Raw genomic sequence first — 14,761 nt, forward strand, 5'->3', positions numbered from 1 at the left:
ACGCAGAGCGATTTTTCTACGGGATCCGGACTCCGGCTCCCGTGATCGCGTAGTGCCCGAACCGCCATCACGCCAGCCCCGGAGTCCACGGACCCGGGGCTGTCGCCGTCCCTGGGGCCGGGTCCGGGCTTCGAGGAAGAGGTCCCGATGAACGCACACGCGACGAACGCCGACGGCCAGCCCGCCGAGCACACTCCCGCGGGCGACGACATCGCGTCGCTCCGCGAGGAGATCGACTGGCTGGACAAGGAGATCCTGCGGCTGGTCAAACGCCGGGTCGAGGTGTCCAAGACGATCGGGGCCGCGCGGATGGCCGCCGGCGGCACGCGCATCGTCTACAACCGCGAGATGGACGTGCTCGCGCGCTACCGCGAGCTCGGCCCGGACGGCCGGCAGCTGGCCATGGCGCTGCTGAACCTCGGCCGCGGGCGGCTCGGCCGGTAACGGTTGCGGTGAATTCGGGGACTTCCCCGAGGCACCGGCGGCCCCGGTACAGGCAGACTGTGGTCATGGACTGGCTCGTGAACCTCATCGCCGTCATCGTCGCGCTCGTGAGCGTGCTGGCCGCGCTGGGCCATGTGGGGTATCTGGCGCTGCTGAACAACGCGGCGGGCAAGCGTGCCGGGGGCGCTCCGGTCGCGCAGTACGTCAAGAGCAGGTGGGCCGTTGCCGGCGGTACCACCGCGGCTTCGCTGTTCGCCTGGTTGCTCACGGCCGGCGGACCGACGCTGGACATCTTCGCGATCGTCGTCGCCGCGGGTAGCGGCGTGGTGGCGACGAAGGCGCTGCAATCCACGCGGGACCGTTACCGCACGGGAGGCTGAAACTCCTGATCAGGGTCGATGGCGCTGGGTGAAACTTCGTAGCGTCACCATCGCCCGTTCGGTCGCGCCCGACCGAGTGAAACCTCTGCAACTTGCAGGTTTGGGGGCGACTTTCTCCGCCGGATGCTCCTAGGGTTGGCGGCGTGAGGACCCTTGCGTCTGGGTCGGGCAATGCCCGCGAGACGCGCGGGGGCACTGGCCCCGCGCGTCTCCAGTCGCGTGCGCGTGCATTTGCGCAGTATTCCGAACAGGATTCCGAACGGGATTCCGCGCGTGAGGATGCTCCGATCGGGTCGTCTCGCCGCCGGATGGCGTCAGGACCGCACCGCCGGGTGGTCGAGCTCACATGAGCCAAGGCACGGAGTTCCACGGGCACGCCGCGGCGGCCGCGCATCCGGGGCGGCACCGGCGCGGCAGCGCGGAGAGCTGGACGCCACCGCTGCCCCAGCACCGCCCGGTGCGCCACCGCGCGACCGGGAACGCACCGGAGCCGGGCTCACTTCCGTTGCGGCACCACGGGTCTGGTGAGGCGCCGGAGAGCGGTTCGTATTCCTCGCGGTACCGCGAGGCGGCCGAGCCGGCGGAAGGTGGCTCGCATCCCCTGTGGCACCGCGGAGCCGCCGAGCAGCCGGAGGGCTCCTACCCCGTGCGGTACCGCGGCGACGCCGAACCGCTGGGCGACACCCGCTCCTGGCCGCACCACGCGCCCACCGAGCCATTCGAAGGCGGCTCCCATCCCCTGCGGCGCTACCCGCCGGCCGGATCGCCGGAGGCCGGCAACCGCCCTTTCGCGGGCGGGACCACCGGACCCACGCCGGCCGATCCGGCGGTGTCCGGGTACCTGCCGCTTCCGCAGCCGTCGCTGCCGCAGCCGCGGGACCGGCGGCCCGCGCCGCCGCTCTTCCCGGCCTCGCACGGCAGTCTTCCGCTCGACGCCTTCGAAGACGACGACCTCGACCCCGGCCCGGACGAGGCGCCGGCCGCCGAAAGCCGTGCCGACCTGGCCGCCCGGCGGACCCGCGTCTCGCTGGTCGCGCCCACGCCGCGGAGTGCGGACTTCGACGATGACGACGTCCGCATCTACTCCGCCCCTCCCCTCGACGGCCTGGGGGGCTTCACGATCGGTTCCGTTCCCGCCTCGGTGACGCCGCCGAAGACCTGGCGGAAGGCGGCCTGGTTCGCCACCGGTGCCTCCGGTGCCGTGGTCGTCGGCCTCCTCTGCGCCGGCTCCTTCCTGGTCGGGAAGCCGCCGATGGACCAGGCCGTGCAGGGTTCCTGGCCCGGCTACCAGGGCGTGCCGACGATCGCCGACCCCACCGGCGAGCACCGGCCGCCGACGCAGGGCGGCTCCGCGCCGGGGCCGGAATCCGCGTCGCGGCCGGAAAACACCGCCGGGAAGACCCACAGCGGCGGCGGTGCCGGGCCGGTCGACGGCGTGGCTCCCCCGCCCTCCCGCGGCACCACCACCCCCGGCAAGGCGAAGCCCGGCACCGCCGATCCGGGCCCGGCCCCGCGGAAGCCGCCGGTCACGCCCGCCCAGCGCGAAAACCCGGTCAAGCCGCCGTGGTGGTACTCCTTCCCGCCGGACGCCCAGACCATGGGGGACAACTCGGAGAAGTTCTTCAACACCGTCACCACCGACCCGTCCGCGGCGTCGTCGGTGACCACCGGCCACCTGCACGACCAGGGGCCGCAGGCGCTCGCCGACCGGTACGCCGGCATCGCCTACTTCGAAGTCAAGAAGGTCAGCATCGACCAGCAGCGCGGCGTCACGGTCAACACCGTCGAGGTCACCCACACCGACGGCACCAAGACCGTCGAGGAGCGCACACTGACCTTCGGCGACGGCGACAAGATCACGGCTGACGGTCAGTAGCCGGTCTCGCACGTGCGGTTCGCCCGTTCTGATGCACGTGCGGTGCGCCGAGCGGTTATGCCTGGTCCGGGTGGGTGACATAAGCTGCCGCTCGTCGTATCGCGACGGCATTCCGGCGACAGAGCCTGGTGGTCGCCGTCCGCACAGGGTTACCTGACGACAGCGAATCCGGAAACCGGCCACGAGTCGGCCGACCGGACCAACGGGCGCCCGGCCGACCGGCCGAGTGACCGTCCCCGGAACCCAGAGCGAGGACTTTCGTGCTTGATCGGCAGCGCACACGGCGTGAGTCACCTCACGCCGTCCGCGTCGAGGACGTCATCCCGGCCGAGATCCTGGACGGCGTCGCCGACGCCGACCGGGACCACCTCGAGCAGGTCTTCCGCGACCCGCAGCGGTTCCTGCCGTCGCGGACCGAGCCGGCCCGCGAGCCGGTGCAGAGCGAAGACGGCGGCGAGCCGGAAAGCCGGTTCGCGCGCCGCGCGAAGCTGACCGGGCTCGTCGCCGCGGGCGCGCTCGTCGCCGGTGCCGTGGTCGCCGCGCCGATGCTGACCAGCTCCCACCGCGCCGCCTCCCCCGGCGGCCAGTCCACGCCCGCCGGGTTCACCGGCGCGGCCGAGCTCGGCGGCCTCGCCGTCCCGCAGCACCAGGCCGGCGGCGGCGCGCCGGAGCAGCGCAGCCAGGCCACGCCGGGCACGCACGTCGAAGGCACACCGGCCACCCAGCCGGCGAACGGCACCCCGCGGACCCAGCCGACGCCGGTCGCCGCCGCCCCGGTCCCGGACAAGGCCGCCGACGCCCGCAGCGCGAGCCGCAAGATCCAGGCCGTCAAGGACTTCTACGCCAAGATCGCCCGTGACTCCGCCGGCGCGCTGGCGCTGCTGAGCCCGGCGCTGGTCGAGGGGACGGCCGGCGAGCTGGTCCGCACCTGGAGCTCGATGGACGCCATCGACGTCCAGGAGGCCGACACGCAGATCAAGCCGGACGGCTCGATCCTCGCGGTCGCGACGCTGCACCGGCCGGACGGCGCCCTGGTACGCGTCACCCAGCTGTTCCGGGTCGCCGACAGCGGTGGGCTGATCACCGAAGCCGAGCTCGTCTCGGCCCAGTACATGTAGCCCACCGCGATCACCCATTCACCCCTGGTTCAAGTGCCCGTGCCGATTTCGTGTGCGCAGAGTGAGCGCCTAGCCTTGTCACGGGCCGGTCTCGGAAAAGCCGGCTCAGAGCCCACGACATGTGCATACGCTCCAGCGAAGCGGCGTGCTCGTGGCCGCGCCACCAGGCACCGATCCGCACGCCCTGGTGTAGCGGGAGCCCAAAGGGAGGTCGCGTGAGCGACGAGGGTCGTCTGGTCGCCGATCGATACCGCATCGTCGGGCGGGTCGGCACGGGCGCGATGGGGGCCGTCTGGCAGGCGCACGACGAGGTCCTGGGCCGCACCGTGGCCATCAAGCAGCTCCTGCTCCAGCCGCACCTGGACGAGCACGACGCCGAGGACGCCCGCCAGCGGACGATGCGCGAGGGCCGGATCGCGGCCCGGCTGCACCACCCCAACGCGATCTCCGTCTTCGACGTCGTCACCGACGACAACGGCCAGCCGTGCCTGATCATGGAGTACCTCAACTCCACCAGCCTGGCCGCCGTGCTGCAGGAACGCCGCACGCTGCCGCCGACCGAGGTGGCGCGCATCGGCGCCCAGGTCGCCGCGGCGCTGCGCGAGGCGCACGCGGTCGGCATCGTGCACCGCGACATCAAGCCGGGCAACATCCTCCTCGGCGCCAACGGCACCGTGAAGATCACCGACTTCGGCATCTCCCGGGCCAAGGACGACGTCACGGTCACCAAGACCGGGATGATCGCCGGCACCCCCGCCTACCTGGCCCCCGAGGTCGCCATCGGCGGCGAGCCGGGGCCGGAGTCCGACGTCTTCTCCCTCGGTTCGACGCTGTACGCGGCCTGCGAGGGCCAGCCCCCGTTCGGGCTGTCCGAGAACACGCTGAGCCTGCTGCACGCGGTCGCGGCCGGGCAGATCAACCCGCCGCGCCAATCCGGGCCGCTGGCCAGCGTGCTGGCCGTGCTGCTGCACCCGGAAATCGAACACCGGCCGACCGCCGAGGAGTGCGAGGAGCTGCTCGCCGCCGTCGCCCGTGGCGAGACGCCGCTCGGAGGCCCCGCGGACGAGACCATGATGGCGCCTTCCGCCGGCGTCCTCGGCGCGGCGGCGGTCGCCGACCCGAACGCGACGCAGATGTTCGACGAGATCCCCGCCGGTCACTCGGGCACGCTGGTCGGCGGCGGCGGAGGGGCCCCGACGCAGGCGGTGCCGTTCTACGACGAGGACGACTACCCGGAGGGCACCGGCTACCCGGAGGACGACTACGACGGGTACGGCCACTACCCCGAGGACGATCACCACGCGGCCGGGGGCGTGCCGCCCGGCCTGGCCGCGACCCGCGCCGTGCCGGTGCCGCCGCACGAGCAGGGCGGGTACGAGGACGACTACGACGATTACGACGACGATCCCGAGCCGCCCCCGGCCCGGTCACGACCCCAGCTGAGCCCGGTCGACGAGGACGAGGACAAGCCCGGCGCGTGGAAGCGCCCGGCGATCATCGGCGGCATCGTGGTCGTGGGCCTGGTCGCGCTCGTCGTCTGGCTGCTGAGCCCGAACAACCCGGAGGCGCCGGCCGCGCCGGTATCCAGCAGCAAGCCGTCGCCCGCTGCCACGTCGTCGTCGTCGGAACCGTCGACGACGGAGGACTCGTTCACCCCGGTGGAGGTGCCCCCTCCGGCGTCGGAGACGACCTCGTCGACGAAGCGTGCGACGACCTCGCGAGCGACCGAAACGCCGGTGACCACGACACCGAAAACGACAACGCCGCCGAAGACGACGGAGTCCGAGTCGCCGCCTGCGTCGTCCTCTGCTCCCAGCTCCCCAGCCCAATCGAGCTCGCAGCCGCCGGCCAACGGATGATCGAGGACCGACTTGAGTTCTGAAGGCACCATCGTCGGCGGCCGGTTCCGGCTGGACCAGCCGATCGGCCGCGGCCGCGCGGGCATCGTGTGGCTGGCGTTCGACACGCGGCTGTTTCGCACCGTCGCGATGAAGCGCATGTACCTGCCGGTCGGCGCGGGTGAGCGCGCCGAGCAGGCGCGCGCCGCCGCCATGCAGGAAGGCAAGGACGCGGCCCGGATCGAGCACCCGTGCGCGATCAAGGTGTTCGACGTGCTGCCGGACGGCCAGGACGTCTGGCTGGTGATGGAGTACATCCCGTCGCGCAGCATGGCGACGTTCCTCGCCGAGCACGGCCGGCTCACCCCCGACCAGGCGGCGCTGCTGGGCATCCAGCTCGGGAACGCGCTGGCGGCCATCCACGGGGCCGGGTTCGTGCACCGCACCCTCGAGCCGGGCACGGTGCTGCTGGCCGACGACGGCGGCGTCAAGCTCACCGACATCGGCATCAGCGGCGGCGGGCCCAGCCCGGCGTACGTGGCACCCGAGGTCGCCCGCGGGCTGCCGGGCACGCCGGCGGCGGACGTCTTCTCCCTCGGCGCGACGCTCTACACGTCCGTGGAGGGCGTGCCGCCGTTCGGGGACGACGGCCAGTCGTCCGAGCGGCCGCCGCAGAACTCGGGGGTCCTGACCGAGGCGCTGCGCAAGATGCTGCGCGCGGACCCGACCACCCGGCCGACGATGGCGGACACCGTCCACTCGCTGAAGGCGATCACCGAAGGCCGCGAAACGGCGTTCATCCCGCCGACCGCGCCGGCGATGCCGACCATGCCCGTCGGCTGGCCGACCGCGCAGGGCGGCCCGCCGAGGCCGCCCCAGGGACCGCCGGTGCCGCCGTCGGGGCCGCAGTTCCAGCCGCAGTACCCGATGACGCCGCCGCCCGGCTACCCGCAGGGCGCGACCCAGCAGATCCCGCCGGTCCCGCCGGCTCCTCAGGCAACGCAGTACGCGCCGCCGCCCGCGGCCGCGGCGCAGCAGGCCGACGCCTGGAACCTGCCGGTGTCGAAGAAGACGCTGGTCACCGTGGCCGCGATCCTCGCCGCGGTACTGGTCGGCATCCTCGTCACGGAGCTGTTCTTCGTCTAGGCCACCTTGGCGGTCGCCGCGCGCATGGCTTCCAGCAGCGTGCGGACGGCCGGGTGGCCCCAGGCGCGTGACGCGACGGCGGCGTGGATCGCGCGGACCGGCTCGGGGTTGCGCATCCGGCGGACGACCACGCCGGGGTGCTGCGCGCCGAGCCCCAGCCCGAGTTCCGGGATCAGCCCGACGCCGATGCCGGCGGCGATGAACCCCAGCGCCGTCTGGTAGTCCTCGGACTCGACGACGACGTTGGGCGCGAACCCGGCGGACGCGCAGGCGCTGTCCAGGATGTCGCGGCAGACGCCGGGCAGGCCGTCGACGCCGACCCACGGCTCCTCGGCGAAGTCCGTCAGGTCCAGTACGCGCTTGCGCGCCAGCGGGTGGGCCTTCGGCAGCACGGCCCGGTACGGGTCGTCGAGCAGGTGCACCAGCTCGACGCCTTCGCCCGGCGGCGTCTTGCGCGGGAAGACGGTGATCGCCACGTCGGCGTTGCCCGCTTCGACGTCCGTCATCGGGTCGTCGGGTTCGACCAGCTTGAGGTCGAGGCGCACGCCGGGGTGCTCGCGGCGGACCGCGGCGATCGCGGGCGGGACCAGCGACGCGCCCGCCGTGGCGAAGTAGCGGATCGAGACGCGGCCGATGCGGCCCTCCTTGAGCTCCGTCAACGCCGCTTCGGCCTTGGCGAGCTCGGTGCTGAGGGTCTCGGCGTGTTCGGACAGCAGCGCACCCGCCGCCGTCGGGCGGACGCCGCGCCCGACGCGTTCGAGCAGTTCGGTGCCGGCCTCGCGCTCCAGCGTGGACAGCTGCTGGCTGATGGCGGACGGCGTGTAGCCGAGGTTGCGGGCCGCGGCGGTGATCGACCCGCTGGTGATGACGGCACGGAGGACCTGCATGCGGCGGACGTCGAGCATGTCCCCGATCGTACAGATCGGCTTAAGTGTTCATGCAGTTAATTTCGCTTGTCCTTACGTCTGGTCCGGGTGAAGCTGACGTCGGCTGTCGAAGGAGGACTGGGGTGGGCGAGACGAAGACCCTGCTCAGGATCGGTGCGCTGGCACTGATGTGGGGCTCGAGCTTCTTCTGGATCAAGCTGGGACTGGGGATGTTCTCGCCGGTTCAGCTCGTCCTGGCGCGGCTGGTGCTCGGCGCCGCGATGCTGCTGGTGCTGTGCCGCCTGCAGCGGGCCCGGCTCCCGCGCGACCGCCGGACATGGGGCCACCTGGCGGTCGCGGCGTTCTTCCACAACGCGCTGCCGTTCCTGCTGTTCGCGATCGGCGAGACGACGGTCGACTCGGGCATCACCGGAGTCCTCAACTCGACGACGCCGCTGTGGGTGCTGCTCGCCGCGCCGCTGATGGGAACGTCGTCCCGGATGACGGGGACGCGGCTGGCCGGCCTGGTCGCCGGCCTCGGCGGGATCCTGCTGATCTTCGCGCCGTGGCAGGCGTCGGGCCTGCTGAGCTGGGGCGCGCTGGGCTGCCTCGCGGCGGCGGCGAGCTACGGCTTCGCGTTCGTCTACGAAGGCAAGTACCTGTCGGACCCGTCGGTGTCGCCGTACGCGACTTCGGCGGGCCAGATGGTGCTGGCCAGCGGGATGCTGGTGCTGGCGCTGCCGGCGGGTGGCTTCGCGCCGGTGCACGTTTCGCCGGGACCGCTGCTGGCGGTGCTGGTGCTGGGCATCGGGTCGACGGGGATCGCGTTCGCCCTGAACTACCAGCTGCTGGCCAGCGAGGGCGCGGTGGCGGCTTCGGTGGTCGGGTACCTGCTGCCGGTGGTTTCGGTGCTGCTCGGGGCGGTGTTCCTCGGCGAGCAGCTGCACCTGCGGGTGATCGCGGGCATGGTGATCGTGCTCGGCGGCGTGGCGTTGACCCGGCTTCCCAAGCGGGTGCCGGCGGCGGAACCGGTGCTGGAACGCGTTTAGACGAGACGGCGGTCGGAGGCCCAGCGGGAGAGCTCGTAGCGGTTCGAAAGCTGGGTCTTCCGCAGGACGCTCGACACGTGCGTCTCGACCGTCTTCACCGAGATGAACAGCTCCGACGCGATCTCCTTGTACGCGTACCCGCGCGCGAGCAGCCGCAGGACGTCTCGCTCGCGAGGCGTCAGCAGGTCCAGCTCGGGGTCGTTGATCGGCGCCGAACCCGGGCGGTCGGCGAACGCGTCCAGGACGAACCCGGCCAGCCGCGGCGAGAACACCGCGTCGCCGTCCGAGACCCGGACCACCGCGCGGACCAGTTCCTTCGACGAGATCGTCTTCGTGACGTACCCGCGGGCGCCCGCGCGGATGACCGCGATGACGTCTTCGGCGGCGTCCGAGACCGACAGGGCCAGGAACACCACGTCCGGCAGCTCCGGGCGGACCCGGCGCAGCACTTCGGCGCCGCCGCCGTCGGGCATGTGGACGTCGAGGAGGACGACCTGGGGCTTCGTGCGGGCGATGCCGGCCACCGCTTCGGCGACCGAACCGGCCTCGCCGACCACGCGGACCTCGTCGGTGATCGAGTCGAGCTCGGTGCGCACCCCCGCGCGGAACAGCGCGTGGTCGTCGACGAGGAACACCTTGACCGGTTCACGCTGGTTGTCCGTCACGTCGTCGAGCATAGCCGCCTCACGCCGCTCCCTTGCCCGCTTTCACCGGCATGGCGAGCTGCACTTCGGTGCCCTCACCCGGCGCCGTCCGGACCTTGCAGGTGCCGCCGTGCCGGGTCATCCGGCCGCGGATCGAGTCGGCGAGGCCGTGGCGGTCCTCCGGGACGAGATCGGGGTCGAAGCCCTTGCCGCGGTCGCGGACGAACACCGTCACCGACGTCGGCTCGACCTCGGCGTAGACGCTGACCTCGTCGACGCCGGCGTGCTTGGCCGCGTTCACGATGGCTTCCCGCGCGGCCTGGACGAGCGCCACCAGCGATTCGTCCAGCTCGGCGTCGCCGACGACGACCTGGCCGACCGAGATCGCGAAGGTGTCCTCGACCTCGCCGCACGCCGTCGCGAGCGCTTCGGACAGCTGGCCGGTCGCTTCCTCGACGTTCTCGGCGGGCTTGCCGTAGCCGTTCGGGCCGTAGAGCCAGCCACGCAGCTCGCGCTCCTGGCTGCGGGCCAGCCGCGCGACCTCACGCGGCGACTCGCTCTGCTTCTGGATCAGCGCGAGGGTCTGCAGCACGGAGTCGTGCAGGTGGGCGGCGATCTCGGCGCGTTCGTCGGTGCGGATGCGGGCCTTGCGCTCGTCGGAGAGGTCCCGGACCAGCCGCAGCCAGAACGGCACGGTCAGCACCGCGACCCCGATCAGGGTGGCGATGACGGCGATGAGCGCGAACTGGACCTGGTCGAGGCTGCCGCTGCGGAGCACGACGACGCCGATGCCGGTGATCACCAGCGCGACGCCGGCGACGATCCGGATGGCGGCCGACCAGCCGCCACCGCCGAGGAACGCCCCGGCGAAGCCGTCCTTCGCGCCGACCTTCCAGCGGCGGCGCTGCGACTCGTCGGCCTCGCGCCAGACGACCGCGGCACCGAGCATGGCGACGGCCAGGGGCACCGCGACCCAGCCGCTGATGAACCCGGTGAGCGTCCCGCTGGCGACGGCGAGGCCGACGCCCAGCGCGATCAGCCCGAACGCCTGCTGGCGTTCCTTCGGGGTCGGCGCGTCCGCGGCCTCTTCGGACTGCTGCTGGACGAAGACCCAGAGGAGGCCGTAGGCGAGCAGCCCGGCGCCGTTGAGCGCGGCCAGCAGCGCGAAGGCCGTCCGCACCCAGACGACCGGCACACCGAGGTGATCGGCGAGGCCCCCGGCGACGCCGGCGATGGCCCGCCCGGACCGGCGCCGGAACATCTTGGGCGCGCCCGGTTCCGTGGTGGCCGCGATCGCCTGCTCGGCGGTGACGTGGTCGAGGGACTCCTGCACGCCGTCCATGGTCACACGCACCGGGGTGCGGTTCCATCGGGGAAACCCCTGATCCGGTGGAAGACTGCCGATCATGCCCGCATCACTGGACGGCCGCGTCGCACTGGTCACCGGAGTCAGCCGCCGGGCGGGGATCGGCCACGCGATCGCCGGACGGCTGCGCGGGCTCGGCGCCGCCGTCTTCCGCCACCACTACGCACCGCACGACCGGGAACAGCCGTGGGGCGCGGATCCCGCTCGGCCCGAAGGCCTGGAGCTGGACCTGGCGGCTCCGGAGGCACCTGAACGGCTGATGGCAGCGGCCGTCGCAGCGCACGGGCACGTCGACATCCTGGTCTGCAACCACGCGCTCAGCGGATCCGACGGCGGTCTCGGCGAACTGGACGCCGCGATGCTCGACGCACACTGGGCGGTCAACACCCGCTCGTCGATCCTGCTGGCGCAGGCGTTCGCGGCCCAGCACGACGGCCGCCCGGGCGGCCGGATCGTGTTCTTCACGTCCGGGCAGGACCTCGGCCCGATGCCGGGTGAAATCGCGTACGCGGCGAGCAAGGGTGCGCTTGCGTCGATCACGCGTTCACTCGCGGATGCGCTGGCCGATCGCGCGATCACGGTCAACACGGTCAATCCCGGCCCGGTCGACACCGGATACGCGCCCCCGGAGGTGCACGAGGCGGTGCGCCGCCGGTTCCCGCGAGGCCGGTGGGGCACACCGGAAGAAGCGGCGAAGCTGGTGGGCTTCCTGGCGACGGACGATGCGGACTGGATCACCGGCCAGACGATCAGCTCCGAGGGCGGCTTCCGCCGCTGAGCGCGACCCCCGTGTCCCCTCCGGGAAACCTCAGGGACCATCCCGGATGTCCCGCCGTCGCAGGTGCCGCATGCTTCTCGGTATGAGTGGTGCGAGCGAAACCCGGTCGCCGAAGCCGGGTGCCCTGAACGGCTTCGAGGAGACCGTCAAGGACTTCTGGGTCAGCCGGCCCCGGCGGCCGCACTCCGGGCGGAAGCTGGCCGGGGTGGCCGCCGCCATCGGGCGGCGGTACGGGATCGATCCCGTCGTCGTGCGGATCGCCTTGGTGGTCACGACGATCTTCGGTGGCTTCGGCGTTCCCTTCTACCTGCTGGGGTGGCTGTTCCTGCCCGGCGAAAGCGACGAGGTCTCCGGCTTCGAAAGCCTCATCGGGCGCGGCCGGTCGTCGGTGTCGCCCGCGTTCGCCGTCGTGCTCATGGTCCTCACCGTCGTCAGTGCCGGGGGCTCGATCACCGGGTCGTGGTTCGACGGCGGCGGCCTGATCAGCTGCGCGCTCATCGCCACCGCGCTCTACCTGCTGCACCGCAGCCGCGGCCACGAGAACCGCCCCGCGCCGGTCGCCGCGCGGACGTCGTACCCGGCCTTCACCGGAAACGGAGCCTTCACCATGACCGACACCGCCGAGGCGCCTTCGCCGGCGCGCGGCTGGGATCCCCTGGCCGCCGACCCGGCCGGCTGGGACCTGCCCGACGCCCCGCCCGTGCAGGAGCCACGGCCCACGCCGCCGCCACCGTCGTACCAGGCGCCGCAGCGGCGTCCGCGGTCGAAGGTCGGCTCGGCGACGTTCGCGCTGGCCGTGCTGACCGCCGGCGCCGGTGTGCTGGCCGGCCTCAACGGCGCCGCCTGGTTCGACGCGCAGCACATCATCGGCCTGGTGCTCGGCGTGGTCGGCATCGGCCTGGTCGCCGGCGCGTTCGCCCGCGGCGGACGCGGCCTGATCGGGCTCGCGATCCCGCTGGCGATCGCGGGGCTGGTCCTGACGAGCGCGCCGTTCAAGAGCTTCGACGTCCGCGGCGGTCTCGGCGACATCAGCCCGGTGCCGCAGTCACTGGCCGAACTGCAGCCGCTCTACCAGCACGCGGCGGGCGACATCGACCTCGACCTGACCAAGCTGCCGGCCGGAGCGCCGTACTCGACGACCGTGTCCAACGGCGCGGGCGACACCACGGTGATCGTGCCGGCCGACGCGGACGTCACCTTCGACTGCCACACCGGCGCGGGCGAGACGTCGTGCTTCGGCCGCAGGAACGACGGCGTCGGCGAGGCCGCGCTGGTCGGCACGGACAACGGCGCCGACGGCCCCGGCGGCCAGAAGATCACGCTGAAGGTTTCGAACAACGTGGGCAACGTGGAGGTGCGGCGTGACTGACCAGAACCCTTACGCCTACGACGATCCGGCCGAAACCCAGCCCGCCCAGCGCGGCGGCCTGGACGTCTTCACCCTGATCTTCGGCATCGCGACGCTGCTGGTGTCGGCGTACGTCCTCTCCGACGGCGCCAGCTGGCTGCCACCGTTCGACTTCCGCTGGGTGATCGCCGGGGGCGCGGTCTTCGTGGGGCTGCTGCTCCTCGCGGCGTCGTTCCGCGGCAACCGGCGGCACTGAACGACGCAATCTCTCGAGGCCCCGGATCCCACGCCGGGGCCTCGAGTCCTGTTCAGGGGGCGGTCACTCCCACTCGATGGTGCCCGGCGGCTTGGACGTCACGTCCAGCACCACCCGGTTGACCTCCGCGACCTCGTTGGTGATGCGGGTGGAAATCCGCTCCAGGACCTCGTAGGGCAGGCGCGTCCAGTCCGCGGTCATCGCGTCTTCGGACGACACCGGCCGCAGGACGATCGGGTGCCCGTAGGTCCGGCCGTCGCCTTGGACGCCGACGCTGCGGACGTCGGCGAGCAGCACCACCGGGCACTGCCAGATGCTGCGGTCCAGCCCGGCCGCCGTCAGCTCCTCACGCGCGATCAGGTCCGCCGCACGCAGGGTGTCGAGGCGCTCCTGGTCGACCGCGCCGATGATCCGGATGCCCAGACCGGGGCCGGGGAACGGCTGGCGCTGCACGATCGTCTCGGGCAGCCCCAGCTCCAGGCCGACCCGGCGGACCTCGTCCTTGAACAGCAGCCGCAGCGGCTCGACCAGCTCGAACTGCAGGTCGTCCGGCAGGCCGCCGACGTTGTGGTGGCTCTTGATGTTGGCCGTGCCCTCGCCACCGCCGGACTCGACGACGTCCGGGTACAGCGTCCCCTGGACCAGGAACCGGTAGTCGCCCTGGGCCTTGAGGTCGCGCTCGGCCTGCTCGAACACGCGGATGAACTCGCGGCCGATGATCTTGCGCTTCTGCTCCGGGTCGGTGACGCCGGCCAGCGCGCCGAGGAAGCGTTCCCGCGCGTCGATGGTGACGAGGTTGACCCCGGTGGCGGAGACGAAGTCCTGCTCGACCTGGGTGCGCTCGCCCGCCCGCAGCAGGCCGTGGTCGACGAACACGCAGGTCAGCCGGTCGCCGATGGCGCGCTGCACGAGCGCGGCCGCGACGGCGGAGTCGACCCCGCCGGACAGCCCGCAGATCGCGCGGCCGTCGCCGATCTGGTCGCTGATCCGCTGGACCTGCTCCTCGACGATCGACGACGTCGTCCACTGCGGCTCGATGCCGGCGATGTCGCGCAGGAACCGGCGCAGCACCTCCTGGCCGTGCGGCGAGTGCGCGACCTCCGGGTGGTACTGGACGCCCGCGAAGCGACGTTTGACGTCCTCGAAGCCGGCGACTTCGGCGCCGTCCGAAGACGCCGTGACGACCGAGCCCTCCGGGGCCTTGGTGACGCTGTCGTTGTGGCTCATCCACGCGGGCTGGTGCGCGGGCAGGCCGGCGTGCAGGACACCGCCGTCACCGGTCACGCGGACCTCGGTGCGGCCGAACTCGCGCACGCCGGTCGGCTCGACGACCCCGCCGAGCGCGCTGGCCAGCAGCTGGTGGCCGTAGCAGATGCCGAACATCGGCACGCCCGCTTCGGTGAGCTTCGGGTCCATGCCCGGGGCACCTTCGGCGTACACGCTCGACGGGCCGCCGGAAAGGATGATGGCCGCGGGGTTCTTCGCGAGGATCTCTTCGGTCGACGTGCTGTGCGGAACGACCTCGGAGTAGATCTGCGCCTCGCGGACGCGCCGGGCGATCAGCTGCGCGTACTGCGCCCCGAAGTCCACGACGAGAACCGGACCGGTGGGGTTGGGCACCTGGCGACCTCCTGGCGAGAAGCGGGATTCCC

General features: G+C 72.4%; 14 protein-coding genes. 10 read left to right on the forward strand and 4 right to left on the reverse strand.

Annotated features, from left to right (window positions below):
- Positions 1 to 147 precede the first annotated feature (147 nt).
- From ACFVYA_RS06830 to ACFVYA_RS06855, 6 genes are all read left to right on the forward strand, one after another.
- Positions 148 to 444, forward strand: coding sequence for a chorismate mutase (locus ACFVYA_RS06830; RefSeq protein WP_013222709.1), 297 nt, complete (start codon positions 148 to 150; stop codon positions 442 to 444).
- A gap of 65 nt (positions 445 to 509) precedes the next feature.
- Positions 510 to 824, forward strand: coding sequence for a hypothetical protein (locus ACFVYA_RS06835; RefSeq protein ID WP_387043186.1), 315 nt, complete (start codon positions 510 to 512; stop codon positions 822 to 824).
- A gap of 346 nt (positions 825 to 1,170) precedes the next feature.
- The gene (locus tag ACFVYA_RS06840; RefSeq protein WP_387043188.1) at positions 1,171 to 2,700 is read left to right on the forward strand and encodes a hypothetical protein; all 1,530 of its coding nucleotides are present in this window, start codon (positions 1,171 to 1,173) and stop codon (positions 2,698 to 2,700) included.
- A 260-nt stretch (positions 2,701 to 2,960) separates the two neighbouring features.
- Entirely contained in the window at positions 2,961 to 3,818 is an 858-nt protein-coding gene (locus tag ACFVYA_RS06845; protein ID WP_387043190.1) for a hypothetical protein, read from the forward strand.
- A 215-nt stretch (positions 3,819 to 4,033) separates the two neighbouring features.
- Positions 4,034 to 5,677, forward strand: a complete 1,644-nt coding sequence (locus ACFVYA_RS06850) for a serine/threonine-protein kinase (RefSeq protein WP_387043192.1) — start codon at positions 4,034 to 4,036, stop codon at positions 5,675 to 5,677.
- Positions 5,678 to 5,689: 12 nt separating this feature from the next.
- Entirely contained in the window at positions 5,690 to 6,802 is a 1,113-nt protein-coding gene (locus ACFVYA_RS06855; RefSeq protein ID WP_387043194.1) for a serine/threonine-protein kinase, read from the forward strand.
- Here the strand turns inward: ACFVYA_RS06855 and ACFVYA_RS06860 are convergent.
- Positions 6,799 to 7,707 carry a LysR family transcriptional regulator gene (locus tag ACFVYA_RS06860; protein ID WP_387043196.1) on the reverse strand — a complete coding sequence of 303 codons (909 nt, stop codon included), beginning with the start codon at positions 7,705 to 7,707 and terminating at the stop codon, positions 6,799 to 6,801. The genes ACFVYA_RS06855 and ACFVYA_RS06860 overlap by 4 nt on opposite strands.
- Before the next feature lie 104 nt (positions 7,708 to 7,811).
- On the opposite strand from ACFVYA_RS06860, the gene ACFVYA_RS06865 reads away from it, so the two are divergent.
- Positions 7,812 to 8,717, forward strand: a complete 906-nt coding sequence (locus ACFVYA_RS06865) for a DMT family transporter (protein WP_285988176.1) — start codon at positions 7,812 to 7,814, stop codon at positions 8,715 to 8,717.
- Here the strand turns inward: ACFVYA_RS06865 and ACFVYA_RS06870 are convergent.
- On the reverse strand, positions 8,714 to 9,394 hold the full coding sequence (locus tag ACFVYA_RS06870; RefSeq protein ID WP_013222701.1) for a response regulator transcription factor: 681 nt from the start codon (positions 9,392 to 9,394) through the stop codon (positions 8,714 to 8,716). The two genes, ACFVYA_RS06865 and ACFVYA_RS06870, sit on opposite strands and share 4 nt — an antisense overlap.
- A 7-nt stretch (positions 9,395 to 9,401) precedes the next feature.
- Positions 9,402 to 10,709, reverse strand: coding sequence for a PspC domain-containing protein (locus ACFVYA_RS06875; RefSeq protein ID WP_387043251.1), 1,308 nt, complete (start codon positions 10,707 to 10,709; stop codon positions 9,402 to 9,404).
- 58 nt (positions 10,710 to 10,767) lie between these two features.
- Between ACFVYA_RS06875 and ACFVYA_RS06880 the strand changes: the two genes are divergently transcribed.
- From ACFVYA_RS06880 to ACFVYA_RS06890, 3 genes are all read left to right on the forward strand, one after another.
- Entirely contained in the window at positions 10,768 to 11,505 is a 738-nt protein-coding gene (locus tag ACFVYA_RS06880) for an SDR family oxidoreductase (RefSeq protein ID WP_387043199.1), read from the forward strand.
- An 82-nt stretch (positions 11,506 to 11,587) separates the two neighbouring features.
- The gene (locus tag ACFVYA_RS06885; protein WP_387043201.1) at positions 11,588 to 12,874 is read left to right on the forward strand and encodes a PspC domain-containing protein; all 1,287 of its coding nucleotides are present in this window, start codon (positions 11,588 to 11,590) and stop codon (positions 12,872 to 12,874) included.
- Entirely contained in the window at positions 12,867 to 13,109 is a 243-nt protein-coding gene (locus tag ACFVYA_RS06890) for a hypothetical protein (protein WP_387043203.1), read from the forward strand. Before ACFVYA_RS06885 ends, ACFVYA_RS06890 begins: the two co-directional genes overlap by 8 nt.
- A gap of 63 nt (positions 13,110 to 13,172) precedes the next feature.
- On the opposite strand, the gene guaA is transcribed toward ACFVYA_RS06890, so the two are convergent.
- The gene (gene guaA / locus ACFVYA_RS06895) at positions 13,173 to 14,729 is read right to left on the reverse strand and encodes a glutamine-hydrolyzing GMP synthase (protein WP_387043205.1); all 1,557 of its coding nucleotides are present in this window, start codon (positions 14,727 to 14,729) and stop codon (positions 13,173 to 13,175) included.
- Positions 14,730 to 14,761: the final 32 nt, after the last annotated feature.

The organism is Amycolatopsis sp. NPDC058278, from assembly GCF_042881395.1.
Taxonomy (GTDB): Bacteria; Actinomycetota; Actinomycetes; order Mycobacteriales; family Pseudonocardiaceae; genus Amycolatopsis.

What these genes read in the sequence shown, in the direction of transcription:
- ACFVYA_RS06885 (WP_387043201.1), top strand. Translation starts at nt 11,588, where the DNA reads ATGAGTGGTGCGAGCGAAACCCGGTCGCCGAAGCCGGGTGCCCTGAAC.
- ACFVYA_RS06870 (WP_013222701.1), bottom strand. Translation starts at nt 9,394, where the DNA reads ATGCTCGACGACGTGACGGACAACCAGCGTGAACCGGTCAAGGTGTTC.
- ACFVYA_RS06840 (WP_387043188.1), top strand. Translation starts at nt 1,171, where the DNA reads ATGAGCCAAGGCACGGAGTTCCACGGGCACGCCGCGGCGGCCGCGCAT.
- ACFVYA_RS06835 (WP_387043186.1), top strand. Translation starts at nt 510, where the DNA reads ATGGACTGGCTCGTGAACCTCATCGCCGTCATCGTCGCGCTCGTGAGC.
- ACFVYA_RS06830 (WP_013222709.1), top strand. Translation starts at nt 148, where the DNA reads ATGAACGCACACGCGACGAACGCCGACGGCCAGCCCGCCGAGCACACT.
- ACFVYA_RS06860 (WP_387043196.1), bottom strand. Translation starts at nt 7,707, where the DNA reads ATGCTCGACGTCCGCCGCATGCAGGTCCTCCGTGCCGTCATCACCAGC.
- ACFVYA_RS06880 (WP_387043199.1), top strand. Translation starts at nt 10,768, where the DNA reads ATGCCCGCATCACTGGACGGCCGCGTCGCACTGGTCACCGGAGTCAGC.